The sequence below is a fragment of the Arthrobacter sp. genome (assembly GCF_031179385.1).
GTDB lineage: Bacteria > Actinomycetota > Actinomycetes > Actinomycetales > Micrococcaceae > Arthrobacter_D.
Genome location: NZ_JAPSHV010000027.1, coordinates 1 through 17,797 on the forward strand (window position 1 = coordinate 1; position 17,797 = coordinate 17,797).

16 protein-coding genes, 1 tRNA gene and 1 riboswitch are annotated in these 17,797 nt (G+C 63.9%); of the genes, 1 reads left to right on the forward strand and 16 read right to left on the reverse strand.

From position 1 onward, the window contains the following. Nucleotides 1-534: 534 nt before the first annotated feature. From RIF85_RS15935 to RIF85_RS06170, 3 genes are all read right to left on the reverse strand, one after another. Nucleotides 535-1,077: a DUF6640 family protein gene (locus tag RIF85_RS15935; protein ID WP_375164829.1), complete on the reverse strand. Its 543-nt coding sequence runs from the start codon at nt 1,075-1,077 to the stop codon at nt 535-537. Nucleotides 1,078-1,205: 128 nt separating this feature from the next. After that, on the reverse strand, nt 1,206-1,562 hold the full coding sequence (locus tag RIF85_RS06165) for a hypothetical protein (RefSeq protein ID WP_309071039.1): 357 nt from the start codon (nt 1,560-1,562) through the stop codon (nt 1,206-1,208). Nucleotides 1,563-1,835: 273 nt separating this feature from the next. Next, nucleotides 1,836-2,333 (reverse strand): hypothetical protein, encoded by a 498-nt coding sequence (locus RIF85_RS06170; protein ID WP_309071040.1) that lies wholly within the window; start codon nt 2,331-2,333, stop codon nt 1,836-1,838. Nucleotides 2,334-2,764: 431 nt separating this feature from the next. On the opposite strand from RIF85_RS06170, the gene RIF85_RS06175 reads away from it, so the two are divergent. Further along, nucleotides 2,765-3,310: a YceI family protein gene (locus RIF85_RS06175; protein ID WP_309071041.1), complete on the forward strand. Its 546-nt coding sequence runs from the start codon at nt 2,765-2,767 to the stop codon at nt 3,308-3,310. A gap of 310 nt (nt 3,311-3,620) precedes the next feature. On the opposite strand, the gene RIF85_RS06180 is transcribed toward RIF85_RS06175, so the two are convergent. The 13 genes from RIF85_RS06180 to RIF85_RS06240 form a co-directional block, all read right to left on the reverse strand. After that, nucleotides 3,621-3,696 (reverse strand) — tRNA-Ala (locus RIF85_RS06180). A gap of 91 nt (nt 3,697-3,787) precedes the next feature. Then, nucleotides 3,788-4,489, reverse strand: a complete 702-nt coding sequence (locus RIF85_RS06185; protein ID WP_309071042.1) for a histidine phosphatase family protein — start codon at nt 4,487-4,489, stop codon at nt 3,788-3,790. Continuing rightward, nucleotides 4,486-4,932: a ribosome silencing factor gene (gene rsfS, locus RIF85_RS06190; RefSeq protein ID WP_309071043.1), complete on the reverse strand. Its 447-nt coding sequence runs from the start codon at nt 4,930-4,932 to the stop codon at nt 4,486-4,488. Before rsfS ends, RIF85_RS06185 begins: the two co-directional genes overlap by 4 nt. An 18-nt stretch (nt 4,933-4,950) precedes the next feature. After that, the gene (locus RIF85_RS06195; protein WP_309071044.1) at nt 4,951-6,063 is read right to left on the reverse strand and encodes a hypothetical protein; all 1,113 of its coding nucleotides are present in this window, start codon (nt 6,061-6,063) and stop codon (nt 4,951-4,953) included. 21 nt (nt 6,064-6,084) lie between these two features. Then, entirely contained in the window at nt 6,085-6,744 is a 660-nt protein-coding gene (nadD, locus tag RIF85_RS06200; protein WP_309071057.1) for a nicotinate-nucleotide adenylyltransferase, read from the reverse strand. Between the two features lie 41 nt (nt 6,745-6,785). Next, nucleotides 6,786-7,025 carry a hypothetical protein gene (locus tag RIF85_RS06205; protein ID WP_309071045.1) on the reverse strand — a complete coding sequence of 80 codons (240 nt, stop codon included), beginning with the start codon at nt 7,023-7,025 and terminating at the stop codon, nt 6,786-6,788. Between the two features lie 152 nt (nt 7,026-7,177). Then, nucleotides 7,178-8,515, reverse strand: a complete 1,338-nt coding sequence (locus RIF85_RS06210; RefSeq protein ID WP_309071046.1) for a glutamate-5-semialdehyde dehydrogenase — start codon at nt 8,513-8,515, stop codon at nt 7,178-7,180. Between the two features lie 42 nt (nt 8,516-8,557). After that, entirely contained in the window at nt 8,558-9,706 is a 1,149-nt protein-coding gene (gene proB, locus RIF85_RS06215) for a glutamate 5-kinase (RefSeq protein ID WP_309071047.1), read from the reverse strand. Between the two features lie 47 nt (nt 9,707-9,753). After that, the gene (gene obgE / locus RIF85_RS06220) at nt 9,754-11,355 is read right to left on the reverse strand and encodes a GTPase ObgE (protein WP_309071048.1); all 1,602 of its coding nucleotides are present in this window, start codon (nt 11,353-11,355) and stop codon (nt 9,754-9,756) included. A gap of 130 nt (nt 11,356-11,485) precedes the next feature. Continuing rightward, entirely contained in the window at nt 11,486-11,746 is a 261-nt protein-coding gene (gene rpmA / locus RIF85_RS06225; protein WP_026545518.1) for a 50S ribosomal protein L27, read from the reverse strand. 57 nt (nt 11,747-11,803) lie between these two features. Next, entirely contained in the window at nt 11,804-12,112 is a 309-nt protein-coding gene (rplU, locus tag RIF85_RS06230; RefSeq protein ID WP_309071058.1) for a 50S ribosomal protein L21, read from the reverse strand. Nucleotides 12,113-12,266: 154 nt separating this feature from the next. Beyond that, a complete protein-coding gene (locus RIF85_RS06235; RefSeq protein ID WP_375164392.1) occupies nt 12,267-13,865 on the reverse strand; it encodes a bifunctional hydroxymethylpyrimidine kinase/phosphomethylpyrimidine kinase in 1,599 nt (532 codons plus the stop codon). After that, nucleotides 13,857-13,971: riboswitch (TPP riboswitch) on the reverse strand. (Overlaps the previous gene by 9 nt.) A gap of 133 nt (nt 13,972-14,104) precedes the next feature. Next, nucleotides 14,105-17,461: an Rne/Rng family ribonuclease gene (locus tag RIF85_RS06240; protein ID WP_309071049.1), complete on the reverse strand. Its 3,357-nt coding sequence runs from the start codon at nt 17,459-17,461 to the stop codon at nt 14,105-14,107. Nucleotides 17,462-17,797 lie beyond the last annotated feature (336 nt).

Sequence of the window (17,797 nt, forward strand, 5' to 3'; positions counted from 1 at the left end):
CGATTGCCTGCTGCAGTACTGCCCGGACCGGCGGTGCCAGTGGGACATCCATCTCCGCGACCCACAGCGGCAGGACATCGGCGGGGTAGGTACGCCATTTGAGGCTTGAGCGCTCTCGTAGCTGCTGAAGGGTCAGTTGGCTGAGCGGGTTCATAAGGTCAATCTATACAGAGTGCAGCGCCGGTCTGCGATAGGTGCAGGACACAAAAATGCCCCGCCAAAGGCGAGGCAATTTCGTGTTGAGTTTGGTGGAGCTGAACCCCGACTCGCTGATAGGTATTCGAGTTCAATCCATGTTCCCTTGATAACCCGTATCACACGATATCGCTGGTATCTCGCGGGTTGCTTCGCTTTCACCGCTCCCGTGACACTCCGTAAGATCCCCTGTTTTCCTCCTTGAAGCACCGAGTAAACGGCGGAATTGTGCGTTATCTGGATGATGCCGGAAAGAGTGCTTCGGTGGGGTTGGCCGGACAGAGTTTCGGGTCACTCAGTCCCCCAGCTGAAGTTCATGACGCAGCGCCAATGAACGATTCACCGACCTCTTAGGCAATATAAGGAGGGAGCCGCAGCGGGGACAGGGCTTGCTCCTGCCCCCCATGGACGTTGAATTTGGCCAGCTTGCCAGCGCCGGTCCAGGTAATAACCCACAGCGATCAGCCCCAGCATTGCACCGCTGGCGAACCGTTCGTCGATCCACACCCCCCGCACCCGCGGGACCATATCAGGAAACTCGGTCTGCAAACCTCCAGTGCCAGGAAAACCGAACGCCGCGCCCATGGACGCCCAGAAGAACGCCGGCAATAGCGCCCCCATTGCGATGTCTCGCTGTGGTGCCGAGCCCCTACGATTCAACACCCATAAACCGCCCAGCCCCAGCAACGCCCCCATAGCGACCGTTTGCGCGTCATGGAACCTGGCGTGCGGGGGCCAGTTGGGATTGAACAAATGTGTCCGATTCCAGTCCGCCGCGAATCCGCCAACAGCGGTGGCACCAGCCACGACTTTGAGAACCTTCCGACCTGCAGACACGCCCTGTCCCTCCCACTCGCTCACTCCTTGACCAGACCACGCCACTCATGGTGGGCCTTGAACATTACGCCGCGCACCTCCTCCTGTCTGTACCTGTCAGCCAACTGATGTGAACACACACCCGAGGTCCTCAGCCATACACAACCACCACATCACACACCTCCACCGAGTGCTCAGGGGAGAGTGAACACAGAAAGCTTTCTCACTGATGGGCGGAGGTCATAACTGAGAGTATTGGAGCGCCTGGGTTCGGGGGTTTTGCCGCAGTAGGTGTACCTGCAAACCCGTTCAGCGATGTGTGGAACGGCTGCTGGAATGATCATCACCCCTGCATAGAGGGTGGAGGGGTCGATCTTGGCTGACCGCAGGCTGTTTTCGTACGCATAGATCGATATGGGCGGTCCCACGATCTCCCGCGCAGGTTCCCCTTTGATGAACTGGTTGACGCTGCGGCCTCCAACGAGGATTTTGATCTGTACGCCGGGCATCTCGGCTGCGGCGTTACATGCGGCGCGGAGAGCCGTGGTCAAGTCTGGAAAGCATTCATGCCCGGGGCAGGCCAGGTGCAGGACCGGCACGTTGGTGCCAGCTATCTGGCTGATCGCGAACGACAAAGTGTCGGCTGAGCCAGTTGGTAGTTTCCGCACCCTTGCCCTGATCAGTGGACTGTCGCTGGGTGAGCGCCGCGCAGGTGCAACGCTTACTCGAGCATCCACCCTCTCCACTGATTAAGGGCCTGCAGCGAACCCCGTCATCTCCGGCCCATTAACAGGGGGGAACTCTCGCAGTGCAAGCAAGGAAGGCTAGTGGCTGGTGCGACCCCGGGTGGAAGAAAGCCTCGGAGGTAATACCCGGTCGGCCACCACGCCGGTCACTACCGAGAACACTGCTTTGTGCAGGACATCAACGGCTCTTTCACCCGCGGGCCAGGTCGCCGGCGGCGCGCCGACACCAGTGGAGTTCTCGATGGTCTGATCGAATCCGAGGCGTATCACGGTGTGCCAGAGGTTCGCGTGCACCCCGCGGATACCGGTCACGGCCCAGATCCCCCGCAACGCACCAAGAGCCGCACCCGTGGCGTAATGCATAAGGTGATTCCACACCACAGGCTTAGCGCCATCACCTGTTTGCTTGCCAAGCAGCGCCAATAACGCCCGAGCGGGCACATAGGAGTTCGGGCGGTGGGTAACGGCCTGTTCAAGCTTCTCACCAACCGCCATTACTGCTGCTCCGGCAAGTCCTGCTGCCGCTCCGGTTGCGGCCGCTCCACCCAGTTCGTTAAGACGAGATGCCCTGGTCATGATCTTCCCTTCCTAATTTTCTCACTGTTTCACTACTACTCAGTCGGATCACCGACGGAATCCACACGAACAGGACGGGAAACACCACAAAGGCTGCCACCATAGTCCATCAGTCAGACAGCAAACCAACATCGCCGGCCTGATGCCCAGAGGTGATGTAGGACCATTACTCCCGAAGTCCCATAAACAATGATAAGCACGCTTACCGATTTCGCACCGGCCTCATAACCGCGCTTCACACTGAAGTCATTGGCGGTTTCCAGCAGCGCCGGGCGAATGAGGCCTAGGGCGCCAAGAACTTCGAGTGTGCCGATGGTTTTGAGACTGGCTGCTTGGCTTTCGGCTGGTGGCGTCTGGACAAAACTTTCAGAGTGCAGCAGTGTGGGGCTTGGTCATCCTGACCGGTTTTCACTGATAAGGAGATGCAAAAAGTGACGCTGCCACAAGGAATAACTCCAGGTGTCTGGGTTCTTGACATGTCGCACAGTGAGATTGCATTCACGGTCCGGCATGCGGGCATCAGCAAGGTGCGCGGCCGCTTCCTCGAGGCTTCCGCCGAGGCCCGGATCGGGGAGTCTCTGGCCGACGCGTCGCTGCACGCCACGGTCAAAACTTCCAGTTTCGATTCCGGTGACGCCAACCGGGATGCCCACGTGAAGGGACCGGAATTTTTTGATGTGGAGAAATATCCGGAGATGACATTCCGCGCCACGTCCATAGAAGGTGACGGCGAGGACTATACGCTGACTGGCGATCTAACTATCAGGGGAGTGACTAGGTTGGTGGAACTGGAAGTGGAGTTCAGCGGTGTGGCTGTGGACCCTTTCGGTGCCACGCGCGCAGGCGCCTCGGCCGAGGCCGAGATTAGCCGCAAGGACTTCGGCCTGACGTGGAACGCGGTACTGGAAACCGGCGGCGTGCTGGTCAGCGACAAGGTAAGGATCAATATCGAAGCGTCGCTGGTCAAGCACTCCTGACGACCCCCCTGAAAACCTTGCCCTTTCTCTACCCCTTTTGCGGGTCGTCCTGGTCGGAGACCGCAATAGCGGAGGAATCGCGCTCCTGGACAGTCCCCGACGGAGCACCGAGCTCGACGTCAACCTATGGAAGTAAGTAAGAACCTCCGACGCGCCCTACTACCCGCCTTTTCACCCGAGATGATCCGCACCTTCCCCAAAGCATGTGTGAGCGCCTTCATGCCATAGTTTCAGCTGCACCAAGAGCGCACGGTGCAGACATAAAGAAATCCGCTGGAACAGGGCTTCTCCCTTTGTTCCAGCGGATCATTGGTGGAGCTGAGGGGACTCGAACCCCTGACCCCCTGCATGCCATGCAGGTGCGCTACCAGCTGCGCCACAGCCCCAAACTTGTTTCCTGGCCCTTACCGGCCGAAGCAACTTGTCCAGTTTAGACAATTTTTCTGGTCCCGCAAAATCGGCGAATCTCCGCGGATTTCAGCCTTCCAGCGGTGTGGAGGGCATGGACGCAAGACCGACGTTGTGCTCAGTCAATTGCCATCGTGGCGTGACATCCGACAACGACGGATTCAACTCCTCGAGCACGGACCAGTGACAGTTCGCTACTCCTGCCAGTGAGCCCCACAACTCCGGCGGAATGCCCATCAAAGCGGCAACCCCTGCACGGATGGCTCCCCCATGGCTGACCACAACGAGAGTCTGCCCGGGCTGCAGGGCGGCAACGGCGTCGAGCGTTCCTGCCTTCATCCGCTCGCCGACCTCCAGCCGACTCTCTCCCCCGCCGGCGGCAACCCGCGGGTCACCCTCGTGCCACGCCCGCTGATCCTCGGGGAACCTGCGGCCGATCTCAGCGAAAGCCAATCCTTGCCAGCGCCCGGCGTAGGTCTCCCGGAACCGTGGGTCGGTGCCGGACGAGACGCCGGTGGCGACGCTCAAGGCCGCAGCGGTGTCACGCGCCCGCTCCAGGTCCGATGACACAATAAGCGACGGCGAAAAGTGCTTCAGCTCGTAGGCGGCCTGCGTCGCCTGCTGCCTGCCGAGGTCGTCGAGGGCGATGTCCTCCTGCCCCTGGAAGAGCCCGCGGGCATTCCACTCGGTCCTCCCGTGGCGCCAGAAGACGATCCTCCGGCCCTCAGGAGCGGAGTCCCCCGCCGCGCTGTCTACGGCCCGCGGACTCACTCGGCGTCTGCGCGCGCAGCGTCCGGGGAACCAGCTTCAGCAGGGTCTTCGGCGGCGCCGTCAGCAGAGACAGTCCGTCCTGAATCCTCGATCTGAAGGTCCACCTTGGGGCAGTCTCCCCACAGGCGTTCGAGGGCGTAGAAAACCCGGTCCTCCTGGTGCTGGACGTGAATGACCACCTCTGCATAGTCAAGCAGCACCCAGCGGCCTTCGCTCCGGCCCTCACGGCGCACGGGCTTCAGGTCCTGCTTGGCGAGTTCCTCTTCGATGCCGTCAACGATTGCGTTGACTTGCCGTTCGCTGGGGGCCGAGGCCACGAGGAAGACATCAGTGATCGCGAGGCGTTCACTCACATCCATGGCCACGATGTCCTGTGCAATCTTGTCCGTCGCCGCGCGTGCTGCGGTGCGGGCAATCGCAATGGACGATTCCGATGCGCTCACTAATCTCCTAGGGTGTGGTCAGCCGCCGAAGCCGCCGACAATCATCATGATTCCGGTGATGAGCGCGAGTGCGCCCAGTCCAACTACCGAATATTGCAGTATCCGCATGCGCTGAACCCGGGCCAGGCCCGCGGTCATGGCGTCAAGAGGCTCAAGTCCGTAGGCGCTGCGCGCACGGATGGGGGTGACGCCGTCGGACCCGGGACGGCGCTGCTCACGCACCATCGCCTCAGCCTGCGCGAGAACGTGCGACCGTCCGACGGAGTCGGGCGATGTAGCGGACGACGGCGGCCGGGTTGGGACAGCGGGCGCGGTAATGACTGGCTGGACATCCCTGGCTGTGACGACGGGAATGTGGGATGTCGACGGTGCGGGCGCGTCCGGGCTCTCGGGAACGGCACGTACGAATTCCACCGGCGAGACTATTGAGAGATTGTGTGCGGTCGTAGGGTCATTCAGCAGCGGCTTACGCTGGCGGTTCTCCTGTGTCAGCTGCTGGATCTTCTGGGCACGCGTGTTGAGCACTGCGGCCCGTTCGGCCAGCGCCTTCTGCTGCGCAAGGATCTCCAGATCCACGGAGAAAGGGTCATCCTTGGCGGCTGCTTCCATCACCGCGACCTGGTTCTGGGCCTGGTTGATGATCGCTTCCCTGGCTGCGAGTGCCTGCTCCACCGTCATCTCATCCAGATCGGCGTTTGAGAGCTGGGAAGCCTGAGCTGCAGTCGTTGGCCCATCAGCCTGCAGCGCCTTTTCACGGGCAGCCTGCTGCTGGAGACGAAGCTGGCGCCGGGTGGGGATGCTCGAGGGCTGCTCAGCCTGCTGCTCCGCCAACGCACGGTAGTTACGGAGCATCTCGCGATCCCGGGCGCGTGCCTGCGAGATCCGTTCCGTGGAAGGCTGTTTCGGCGGAGCGTCAACGGGGGCGTCGGCTGCGCGTCTGCTGCGGCGCTCGCGGATCGGCGCGACTGCAACGCCCGCTTCAGCGGTTTTGCCGGAAGGCGGCGCCGGCGGGTTCGCGGGCGGGTGCGTCTCGACGGATCCTTCGTGGGACGGCGATTGATCCTCGGCAGAAGTCGCGCGCGCCTGCCGGAGCGACCTCCGGCTCTGTGCGGACTCGTTACCGTTACTCATTACTTCTTCACCCAGTGATTGTCATGTTGTTGTGGACACTTCAGGTTGGACCGGCGCTCCCGTGCTGGGTCCGTTCTTCCGGTAAAGCCCATGCTTGGCGATGTACTGCACGACGCCGTCCGGAACCAGATACCAGACCGGCTCATCGTCAGAGACCCTTCGGCGGCAGTCGGTCGAGGAGATTGCCATCGCCGGCACCTCCATCAGGCTGACGTCCTTCCGCTGCGTGCTTAACTCGTGCCCCGGCCGGGTCACCCCGACAAAGTGCGCAAGCGACCACAGCTCATCAACGTTCTTCCAGGACAGGATCTGAGCCATGGCATCAGCACCCGTGATGAAGAAGAGCTCCGCTTCCGGACGTGTTGCGTGAAGATCACGCAGCGTATCAATGGTGTAGGTGGGGCCGGGCCGGTCGATGTCGACCCTGCTCACCGTAAACCGTGGATTCGACGCTGTAGCCACCACAGTCATCAGGTAGCGATGCTCAGCTGGGCTGACTTCCTTCACGTTCTTCTGCCACGGCTGGCCGGTAGGAACGAACACCACTTCGTCCAGGTCGAACGCCGCTGCTACTTCGCTTGCCGCAACCAGGTGACCGTGGTGGATCGGATCAAAGGTTCCGCCCATCACCCCGAGGCGCCAGCGGCGTGAACCGTCGGTTCTGAGAGCACTCGGATGGATCACCTGCTCGGGTGGGGACGCGGAAGGAACGGTCAAGGAAATCAGTGCTGGGACGTCTCGCCGTGATCGTGCTTGTTGGGGTGCTGACGATGCGGATCGGCGTGCTCGACAACCGCCTCGTGGCGGTGACCGAGGCTGGTGAACGAGATGGTCACGAACATCAGCAGGAGCAGTGCCCCCATGATGATGGCGCCATACGCGATCGCAGGCATGGGAAGCTCGGCGTGGTGCTCGGCGGTCTCGCCTGCTACCACCGCAACATTGAGGATCTGGTTCAGCATTCTTCTCCCCTTGAGAACGACGTGGCCAGCCCGGCGGCTGGGCGCGGGTCAGCGCTTAGTTTCAGTACAGTATCCGTACTATCCTACGCGCTAACCGCGTACCGCTCGACTTCCACTGCCGAACGTTCCGCGCTCAGCCGTGCGACGCGGTTCTAGCGGCGGATCTGTCCATCGCCCTGAATGATCCACTTTGTGGTGGTCAGTTCGCGCAACCCCATCGGGCCGCGAGCGTGCATCTTCTGCGTGGAAATGCCGACCTCCGCCCCGAGCCCCAGCTCGCCGCCATCGGTGAAACGCGTGGAGGCGTTGACGATGACCGCCGCGGAATCCACTCCAGCGATGAACTGCTCGGAGTGTGTGAGGTTGTTGGTGATGATGGCTTCAGTGTGCCCCGTGCTCCATGTCCGAATGTGCTCCAGTGCTTCATCGACTGTGTCCACCATGGCCACCGCTATGTCCAGGTCCATGTACTCACGCGCCCAGTCGTCGTCGTTCGCGGTATCTGCCGTGACCCCCTGCGGAAGGATCGCCTGGATGCGGCTGTCCGCGTGGATGCGCACGCCGGCGCGGGACAGCGCCTCCAACACTGCGGGTGCTGCCTGCGCGTCCCTATGGACCAGAAGGGTCTCGACCGTGTTGCAGACGCTGGGACGCTGGGTCTTGGCGTTCAGCAGGATGTCGACCGCCATCTCCTCGTCGGCGCTCTCGTCGAGGTAGATGTGGACGTTGCCCTCGCCGGTCTCGATCACGGGGACTGCTGCGTTCTGGACTACGGTCTGGATGAGGTCGTGGCCGCCGCGCGGAATCAGAACATCGACGCGCCCGCGTGCCTTCATCAGAACGTTGGCGCCTTCACGCCCGAACTCGTCCACAGTCTGGACGGCGTCCGCCGGCAGGCCCGTTCGGTCAAGTGCGTCACGGATGATGCCCAGCAGCGCAGCGTTGGTATGCGCGGCCGCACTACCGCCTCGGAGGATCACCGCATTCCCACTCTTCAGCGCGAGTCCCGCGATATCCACCGTGACGTTGGGACGTGCCTCGTAGATAGCCGCCACCACCCCGAGCGGAACATGGATCTGCCGCAGTCTCACGCCGTTGGGCAGGGTCTGTCCACGCTCGATGGTGCCAACGGGGTCAGGCAGTCCGGCGAGATTCTCGAGGGCGGCAGCGAGGCCGGCAATGCGCTCTTCGCTCAGGCTCAGCCGGTCCAGGAGTGCGTTGGAGGTGCCATTCGAGCGGCCCGCTTCCAGGTCCTGCCGGTTGGCGCGCAGAATGGCTTCCTGATTGGCGACGAGCGCCTCCCCGATGGCGCTCAGTGCCTTGTCCTTGTGGGATCGGTTCGCTCGGGCGATGACGCGCGAGGCGGTCCGGGCGCGATCCGCGATGGCGTGCACAGCCTGCTCGACGTTCACCGGTGTTCCCGGCTGGTCGCCGTTCTCTGGGTCGGTGATGGCCTGCTGGGCAGTCTGCTGTGTGGTCACGTCAGTCATTGCTCCAGTCTAGCGAGGGCGCCCGCCCAACCCCAGCCGGGCTCAGGAGGAAGCTACCGCGTTCAGGACCACAAGGTCGTTGACGTGGACCACCGACCGTTCATACTCCCGGCCGAGTTCACGCGAAAGCTCCCGCGTGGACCTGCCAAGCATGCGCGGCAGTTCGAAGGAGCTGTAGTTGACCAGACCGCGGGCGATGACGGTGCCGGTGCCATCCACCATTTCCACCGGGTCACCGGCCTCGAACTCGCCGCTCACCGACACGATGCCTGCCGGCAGGAGCGACCGGCGTCTCTCCCCCACAGCCCTGACCGCGCCGTCGTCCAGCGTCAGCGTGCCCTGGATCCGGGCCAGATGGGCAAGCCACAGCAGCCGGATGGGCTGGCGGCGGCCGTTGGTGCTGAACCAGGTGCCCACGTCTTCACCGGCCAGTGCAGGGCCTGCATTCGCTGTGGAGGTGACGAGGGCGGGGATCCCGGATGAGGCAGCAATGGTGGCGGCTTCAACTTTCGTCACCATGCCGCCTGTGCCGACTCCCGCCTTGCCTGTACGTCCGATACTCACGCCCTCAAGATCTTCGGGGCCGCGAACCTCCGCAATGCGCTTCGCGCCTTCCTTGGGCGGACCGTCATAGAGCGAGTCGACATCGGACAGCAGGACGAGTGCATCGGCTTTAACCAGGTGCGCCACGAGGGCAGCAAGACGGTCGTTGTCCCCGAAACGGATCTCGGAGCTCGCCACCGTGTCGTTCTCGTTCACGATCGGGACCACTCCGAAGTTCAACAAGCGTTCCATGGCCCGGTGCGCGTTGGCGTAGTGGCTCCGCCGCATGAGGTCGTCGAGGGTCAACAGCACCTGACTGACGGTGACGCCGTGAGCCCCGAAGGCGTGGGTGTAGCGGGCCATCAGGAGGCCCTGTCCCACGCTCGCGGCCGCCTGCTGGGAGGATAACTGGCTGGGCCTGCGCGCCAGCCCCAGCGGGGCAAGACCAGCTGCGATTGCGCCCGAGGATACGAGGATCACCTCGGTACCCTCGTTGTGCCGGGCCGCAAGCACATCGGAAAGAGCGTAGAGCGCTTCGTCGGAGAGTCCTCCGGAGAGTGACGTGAGAGAGGACGAACCTACCTTGACGACTATTCTCTTGGCTTTCGCCAGTCCGGAACGGGTCTTGAGCGGGCGCTTTGCGGTCATCTATTCCTTCTGTCTGGTTCTCCAGTGGTCAACACAGGGCCGTGCGGTCACACTTCGTCGTTGTCCGTGCCGCCATCGGGTCCGCTCTCGCCGTTCGCAACCTTGGGCCCTGAGTGCTTGTAGTTGACCGACTCAGTCCAGATGCCGGCCTTCCTTTCAGCCTCAAGCTCGGCCCGCGCAGCAGCACGCGCGTCCTTGCGGCTCTGGTAATCCTCACGCTTCTGCTCGCGTGTGGGACGAACGAACTCCTCAAGGCGGATGTCAGTACCGCGGGGCGAGGCCAGCAGCTCAGCGCCACCCATCATGGTTGGTTCCCAGTCGAAGACGACGCCGTCGCCTTCCCCGATTACCACGGTATCCCCCGGCTTGGCTCCACTCTTGAAGAGCTGTTCCTCAACGCCCAACTTAGCGAGCCGGTCGGCAAGGTAGCCAACCGCTTCGTCATTTGTGAAGTCGGTCTGCTTCACCCAGCGCTCAGGCTTCTCACCGAGCACCCTGAACAGCGGCTCGAGATTCTTCTCTTCGCGCCGGATGACGAAGCCCTTCTCGTTCACCGCGCGGGGGCGCAGGACTGTGGGCGTGACGACGGGCGGCGCTGTTTCCAGCTTCTCGCGGGCATCGCGGACAATCTCGGCCATGGCGAACCCCAGCTGGCGGAGTCCTTCGTGGCTGGCGGCAGACACCTCGAAGACGCGGTAGCCACGGGACTCGAGTTCAGGGCGAACGAATTCGGCCATGTCACGGCCGTCCGGGACATCGACCTTGTTCAGTGCCACGAGGCGCGGACGCTCGTTGAGCGGCACTACCTCACCGCCTGGCCCGGCATAGCTCATGTCTACGGCGTACCGGTCGAGTTCGCCCTCGATGATCTCCAAGTCGCGTAGAGGGTCCCGGTCCGTCTCAAGTGCTGCACAGTCCAGTACATGGACCAGTGCGGCGCAACGTTCGACGTGGCGCAGGAAGTCATGCCCCAGTCCCTTGCCTTCGCTCGCACCCTCAATGAGTCCGGGGACGTCAGCGATGGTGAAACGGACGTCACCGGCCTGCACCACCCCGAGGTTGGGGCGCAGAGTGGTGAAGGGGTAGTCGGCGATCTTAGGCCGGGCGGCCGACATGGCGGCAATCAGGCTGGACTTGCCCGCCGAAGGGAATCCGACGAGGGCGATGTCCGCAATGGATTTGAGCTCGAGCACGATGTCGCGGGCGTCACCCGGAATTCCCAGCAGTGCGAACCCGGGAGCCTTCCGCTTCTGCGACGACAGCGAGGAGTTGCCGAGGCCGCCCTGCCCGCCTGCGGCGGCGACGAATTCGGCACCTGGGCCCACAAGGTCAGCCAGTACCTCGCCCTCGGGGGTCTTGACCACAGTGCCGTCGGGGACCGGAAGGATAAGGGTTTCGCCCCTGCGGCCTTCCCGCCAGTCGCCCATGCCGTTGCCGCCGTTCGTAGCGTGGCGGTGCGGGGCGTGGTGGTAGTCCAAAAGAGTGGTCGTCTGCGGGTCAACGCGCAGGATCACGGCGCCGCCGTCCCCGCCGTTGCCGCCGTCAGGGCCACCCAGGGGCTTGAACTTTTCCCGCTTGACCGAGACGCACCCGTGTCCGCCGGTGCCGCCCGAGACGTGCAGAACTACGCGGTCAACGAAGCTTGCCACGGTGTACTCCTCTTGAGAATCTCACATCAGTGCCGAGTCTATCCGGCTTAAAAGAAGGTGGGGTGAGCCTGATTGGCTCACCCCACCCTAGTGCTTTTGTAAACGCTGCTATGGTGTGCGGTTGCGAGTACTACTCGGCAGCCGCACCCACGATGTTCACAACGCGGCGTCCGCGGCGGGTACCGAATTCAACGGCACCGGCTTCCAGAGCGAACAGCGTGTCATCGCCGCCACGGCCAACGTTGGCGCCGGGGTGGAAATGGGTACCGCGCTGACGAACGATGATTTCGCCTGCCTTAACGACCTGTCCGCCGAAGCGCTTCACGCCGAGGTACTGGGCGTTGGAGTCGCGACCGTTGCGAGTGGAGCTCGCACCCTTCTTATGTGCCATCTGTTATGCCTGCCTTTTTCTCGAACAGAATCTGAGGAACGAGTAACCGTGTGAGGGTTACGCGATGCCCGTGATCTTGACCTTGGTGAGCTCTGAACGGTGACCCTGGCGCTTCTTGTAGCCGGTCTTGTTCTTGAACTTCTGGATAACAATCTTCGGGCCCCGAAGATTCTCGACGATTTCGGCAGTGACAGTGACCTTTGCCAGGTCCTGTGCTGCTGAAGTCACCTTGTCGCCGTCGACCAGAAGGAGAGCAGGCAGCTTGAAGCTGCTGCCGGCCTCACCGGGGACGCGGTCAAGGGTAACGAGGTCTCCCACGGAAACCTTTTCTTGGCGGCCGCCTGCGCGGACAATCGCGTACACCACTTGGGAACTCACTTCTCTCGACGATCAAAACTGTTTGCTTACTGTTTCCGGGACCGTACGCTGTTAGCAGCGCAGCCGGAGGGGTGCCTGTGCACTCACGGCACAACCACGCCCCGAAAATAGTCATACAAGGGCGCAGCACCGAAGATCTAGATTACGGCAGTTTTGCGGTATCCCGCAAATCAACACGCGTCGGTGCGTCGAAGAACTCATGCTCGTACCAGGCGGAGGCAACGAAAGCGTCGACCATAGCGGCTCGGTCCCCCGCCGACGCGCCGGCAAATGCCGCATCGGCGAAGGCAATCGCACACCCGGTAGCCTCAGCAAAATCGGGATCGGCGTAGGTTTCCATCCAACTCGCATAAGGGTGCCCGTGTCCGGACTTCGAACCACTCCACCGCGCATGCAGAACGCTGCCGACATGCGCGTAAAGCCAGAAGCACGGCAACACAGCAGCCACGAGCACCGCGTACCCGCCATTGGCGGAGGCAGCCAGCAGATGATCGACGTAGGCCTTGGTGACGGGACCCTGCGTGTCGGTCAGTTCTCGTCCGGCAAGCCACGTCCGGTGCAACTCGGACTCCACCTCGAGGCAATTCAATGCGGACCGTGCCCAGAACAGCTGCTCCGCCTCGGTGGGTGCCAGCGCACTGGCCCTGGACAGCACCCGTGAGTACTCACGGAGGTAGAGAGCGTCCTGTGCCAGATAGTAGGCAAACTGTTCAGAGGGCAGGGTACCGTCACTCAGGTCCTGCACAAATCCGAGCGCCTCGATGGCGCTGCGGTGTCCGGCAGTGAGCTCCCAGACCTGTTCGCTGAATGGACGTTCCACGAGCGGCCTGTCCCCGAGCCTCGGCTCGAACTCATGGAAATGGTGGATGGGACCGTTGCCCTCCCCCACCTGCAGCTCGTCGGCACGTTCCAGCGCGCCCCTCAGCCACTTCTTGACGATCACCAGCGACTCGTGCCAGTCGCGCGTACGCACCTGGACGGTAGCGAGGGCAGCCGAGAGCGAGCATCCGGTGCCGTGCGTGTTGCGGGTGGCGATCCTGGCGCCGCTGACCTCCGTCACCGTCCCGGCACCGTCGGACGCGTCGATGAACGCATCCGGGCACGCCCGATTTCCCTCCCCGGTGTCTCCTCCATCCCTGAGGTCCTTGAGATGGCCGCCCTTGACCAGAACGGACGTTCCCGTTGACGCCGCGAGGCGCTGCCCCTGCTCCAGAGCAGCTTCCCAGGTCTCGGCAACCGGCTCACCCACCAACACGGCGAGTTCGGGCAGGTTCGGTGTCACAAGATCGGCGAGCGGAATCAGCGCGCGCAGTTCATCCTCGGCGTCGGTTGCCAGAAGCCTGTCACCGCTGGTTGCCACCATGACCGGATCAAGCACGACGACGGCAGCTGACGCACGGGGCAGCCACCCGGCTACCGTCCGGATGGTTTCCACGTCGCCCAACATGCCGATCTTGACCGCATCAATGACCACGTCGTCACTGACGGCGGTCAACTGCTCAGCAAGGAAAGCTGCCGGCGGCGTGTGGACAGCCCGCACTCCCCTGGTGTTCTGCGCAACGAGGGAGGTCACCACGGCCATGCCGTACCCGCCCTGCGCGCCGATGCTCTTCAGATCGGCCTGGATGCCCGCTCCCCCGGTCGGGTCGGTACCCGCAATGCTCAGGACACGCGGAATTGTCCGCGTCTGTGCTGGGTAGGTTGATGATTCTGTGTGCTCCATGAGCGTGCGAATACTCATTCGCGACATCCCTCCGCTAGGCCAAGGACCGCGTGTCGGCGGCCATCTCTAGATCAGGTTCAACGCGTCTTATCTCAGCCCGGACCGGGCACCGCGTGTCACTTCGTCCCACCTTACCCTGCGCGGACCGGCGGTCTGGTTTCGGGCTCAGGCGCCGTGTCACAGAAGCTGACCCTCACAACAGAACACGCCGCTCCCTTCGGGGAAGGGAACGGCGTGTTCGCTGAAAGTGTCGGAACCTAGAGCTCGGAGGCAGGCACTCCGACGCCAAGGATCATCGGCTCGTCCGACTTCTCCGGCTTGGCTGCGGGTTTCTCGGCCCGCGCCACGTACTGCGCTCCGCCCGACGGGGCGGCCGTCGCTTCGCCGGCGCGCTCGATGGTTGCGTTGACGGCGGAGCCCTGCGCGCTGCTGGCGGCCCGATGCCTCCGGTTGCGGCGACCGGATGTCGGCGCTGCACCCGCGTCCACTGCGGGAGTTTCGCGCTTCACCGGCTCTGGACGTGAGATCTCCGGCGCGGGCTCAACGGTCACGCTGCGAGCCGGTGTCTGTCCGCTCCGCTCCCGGAAGGCGGGTTCCGGATCAGGCTCGGTCTCGCTGGCCGCCGGGAAGCGGTTGAATGCTTCCGTCAGGCTCTCGAGGGTCAGCTCCGGCTCCGGTCGGGGAACGACCGGCCCATTCTCCGCACGCGGCAGCGTCACCTTCTCGCCGTTGATCGTCAGCACAGGGCCCGACGACGGCGCTTCGGCTGCCGCCTCCTCGTGATCGTGGTCGTGGTCGTGTTCATGCGCAGCGTGAGTCGCCGCAGCGATGTTCGCGAGAGCTGCCCGCGCGGCCTCGGCGCGCGCCTGACGCTCGGCGTCGTCAGTCTTCTGCTCGGGGGCGGGAACGTGCTCCTCGACCTGCTGGGTTTTGGCGCGGCGCTTGCGTTCGCTGCGGGACATCTTTTCCTGCCGCAGGTGCTGCTGGTGGTTCTCCGTCGATACGGCGTGCCTGCGGTGCTCGACCGGCTCGTCGTGGGTGACGACGCCGCGTCCGCCGCAGTGCTCGCAGTTCTCGCCGAACACCTCAAGCAGACCGGTTCCCATGCGCTTGCGGGTCATCTGCACGAGGCCGAGGGAGGTGACTTCAGCAACCTGATGTTTGGTCCGGTCACGGCCCAGGCACTCCACGAGGCGGCGCAGCACGAGGTCGCGGTTCGCCTCGAGCACCATGTCGATGAAGTCGATGACGATGATGCCGCCGATGTCGCGGAGCCGGAGCTGCCGGACCACTTCCTCGGCCGCTTCCAGGTTGTTCTTCGTGACGGTTTCCTCAAGGTTGCCGCCGCTACCGGTGAACTTCCCCGTATTGACGTCGACAACCGTCATGGCTTCGGTCCGGTCGATGACCAGCGAACCGCCCGAAGGCAGGAAGACCTTGCGTTCCAGTGCCTTGTGGATCTGCTCGTCGATGCGCCGGGCAGCGAAGATGTCCTCGTCCTGGGTCCACTTCTCGAGCCTGCCGACGAGGTCCGGCGCTACGTACATCACGTACGCCTCGATGGTGTCCCACGCCTCTTCCCCGGAGACGATCAGCTTGGAGAAGTCCTCGTTGAACACATCACGCACCACCTTGATGGTGAGATCCGGCTCTCCGTAGAGGAGTTCCGGTGCCAGCGTCTTGGTGGACGATGCCTTGCCCTCGATGGTCTCCCACTGCGAGCGGAGGCGGTTGATGTCGTGGGTCAGTTCCTCTTCGCTGGCGCCCTCGGCGGCGGTCCGCACGATGACGCCGGCATTCTCAGGCAACCGGTCCTTGAGGATCCGCTTGAGGCGGTTGCGCTCCACGTCGGGCAACTTGCGGGAAATGCCGGTCATGGAGCCGCCGGGCACGTAGACCAGATAGCGGCCCGGCAGGGAAATCTGGCTGGTCAGCCGCGCGCCCTTGTGGCCCACGGGGTCCTTCGTGACCTGCACCAGCACCGAGTCGCCTGACTTCAGCGCCAGTTCAATACGGCGCGGCTGTCCGTCCAGGCCCGCTGCATCCCAGTTGACCTCTCCGGCATACAGCACGGCGTTACGTCCGCGTCCGATGTCGATGAACGCTGCCTCCATGCTGGGAAGGACGTTCTGGACCTTGCCGAGGTAGACGTTCCCGATCAGGGAATCCTGCTGGGTCTTGGACACGAAGTGCTCGGCAAGAACGCCGTCCTCCATGACCGCGATCTGGATCCTGTCATCGCGCTGGCGGACCACCATCTGGCGGTCAACGGACTCGCGGCGCGCTAGGAACTCCGCTTCGGTGATCACGTGGCGGCGCCGGCCCGAATCGCGGGATTCACGACGGCGCTGCTTCTTGGCTTCCAGTCGTGTGGAACCCTTGACGCTCGTGACGCGGTCCGACGGCGCTTCCTGGCTCTGCCGCGGCGCGCGCACCCGCGTGATGGTGTTGGGCGGGTCATCGTCCGATCCACCGGTCAGTTCGAGGTCTTCGTCCCCGCGGCGACGGCGACGACGACGACGGGAGGTGACCGACTCGCTCTCCTCGCTGGACTCTGCCGGCCCCTGGCTCCGTGACTCGGACTCTGATGCCTCACCTTCGACAGCCCGGCTGCGGCTCCGGCTGCGCCGGTTCCGACGACGTCCGCGGCCGTCGTCGTCACCCTCGGTGTCATCTTCGGTGTCTTCGGGTGTGACTGTCTTCGGCTGATTCCGCGGCACGACGGCGGTGAGGTCCGGTGCGTGGAACAGCAAGGAGACCGGTGAGTCGGGAACCGCGAAGGGATCCAGGGCGCGAGGGGCAGCTTCAGCGACGGGTGCTCCGCCGTCAGTCCCTGGAGACGCGGCGGCGTGCGGCGCGGTAGCGGCCGGCTCGGTCCCGGAATCGGGAGTCCCGGCCTTCGGTTCCTCAGCGGCTGCGCTGCCTGCCTCTGCGGTCTGGGGCGCTGTGTCAGCTTGCGCCACCTCAGCCGTGGCCTCGGTGCCGCCCGTCGCCCGGCGGCTCCGCGAACGGGTTGACCGCGGGGGCCGGGATGCCTGCTCCGACGCCGGCTCGTCTGCCGAGTCGCCGGACGCGGGTTCGGACGTTTCCACCGCGACACTGACGTCGTCAGCTCCAGCGCCCTCGGTGACTGCGGCCTTGGTGCTGGCACGACGGCGGCGTACCGGTCGCTCAGCGGCTGCTTCCTCCGGAGCGGGCTCCTCAGATGACTGCTGCTCAGGGCTCTCGGCAGGGGCTGTCTTGCGGGTCCGACGTGCGCGGACGGGCTTCCGCTCTTCCGGAACGCCTTCACCCTCCTCGCCGCTGACGGCTTCGCCCGCCTCGGCAGCGGGGCTTCCGGCCTGTACCGCGTCCGGCCCGGCACCGATCGACGGCGGCTGGGATGGGGACTCCGGCAAGGTGAGTTCGGACGCTGCGGCGCGGCGCGGTGCGCGCCGGCGGGCAGGCTGCGGGGCGTTCCCGGGGTCTCCGGCGGCAGCCGGTGACGCGTCCGAACGCTCGGCTACGTCGTCGTCGTTCTTCTTCCGGCGCGTTCGCGGCGCCTTGCGCTCCGGTGCAACCTGCTCAACTGCATCCGTCAGGACCTCTGAGGTATCTGATGCGTTTGTATCCATATTTGGCTGTGCTCCACCCTCGGGAACGCCGTCCACATTCCGGCGCCCCGAGGCGCTTGGTCGGGTGTCCGCGGCGTTGGTGCACGCGCCACCCGGAAGTCGTTATTGTGTCATCCGAGGTCGCGCCAACCATGGGGCGCGGCATCACTCGAAGACCAGTGGCGCTTTTCCTGCCCGATCGCTGAAACCAGCGCGGGTTCTGCCCGGCGGATTCTGCGGGGTTCACCATGAAGTGCCAAAATCCGCAGGAGCGTCGCCGGCAGAACCGGAAGCCTGTCACTGGACCGGCACCGGAATGTGGTTCCTGCGCCAGCCACCTTCATTGTCTCACATGCC

Excerpts from the sequence above, each read along its gene's own strand:
- proB (WP_309071047.1), bottom strand. The coding sequence starts at position 9,706 with ATGACCGCAAAGCGCCCGCTCAAGACCCGTTCCGGACTGGCGAAAGCC.
- rpmA (WP_026545518.1), bottom strand. The coding sequence starts at position 11,746 with ATGGCACATAAGAAGGGTGCGAGCTCCACTCGCAACGGTCGCGACTCC.
- RIF85_RS06195 (WP_309071044.1), bottom strand. The coding sequence starts at position 6,063 with ATGAGTAACGGTAACGAGTCCGCACAGAGCCGGAGGTCGCTCCGGCAG.
- RIF85_RS06170 (WP_309071040.1), bottom strand. The coding sequence starts at position 2,333 with ATGACCAGGGCATCTCGTCTTAACGAACTGGGTGGAGCGGCCGCAACC.
- RIF85_RS06235 (WP_375164392.1), bottom strand. The coding sequence starts at position 13,865 with ATGAGTATTCGCACGCTCATGGAGCACACAGAATCATCAACCTACCCA.
- RIF85_RS06205 (WP_309071045.1), bottom strand. The coding sequence starts at position 7,025 with ATGCTGAACCAGATCCTCAATGTTGCGGTGGTAGCAGGCGAGACCGCC.
- RIF85_RS06240 (WP_309071049.1), bottom strand. The coding sequence starts at position 17,461 with ATGGATACAAACGCATCAGATACCTCAGAGGTCCTGACGGATGCAGTT.
- RIF85_RS06210 (WP_309071046.1), bottom strand. The coding sequence starts at position 8,515 with ATGACTGACGTGACCACACAGCAGACTGCCCAGCAGGCCATCACCGAC.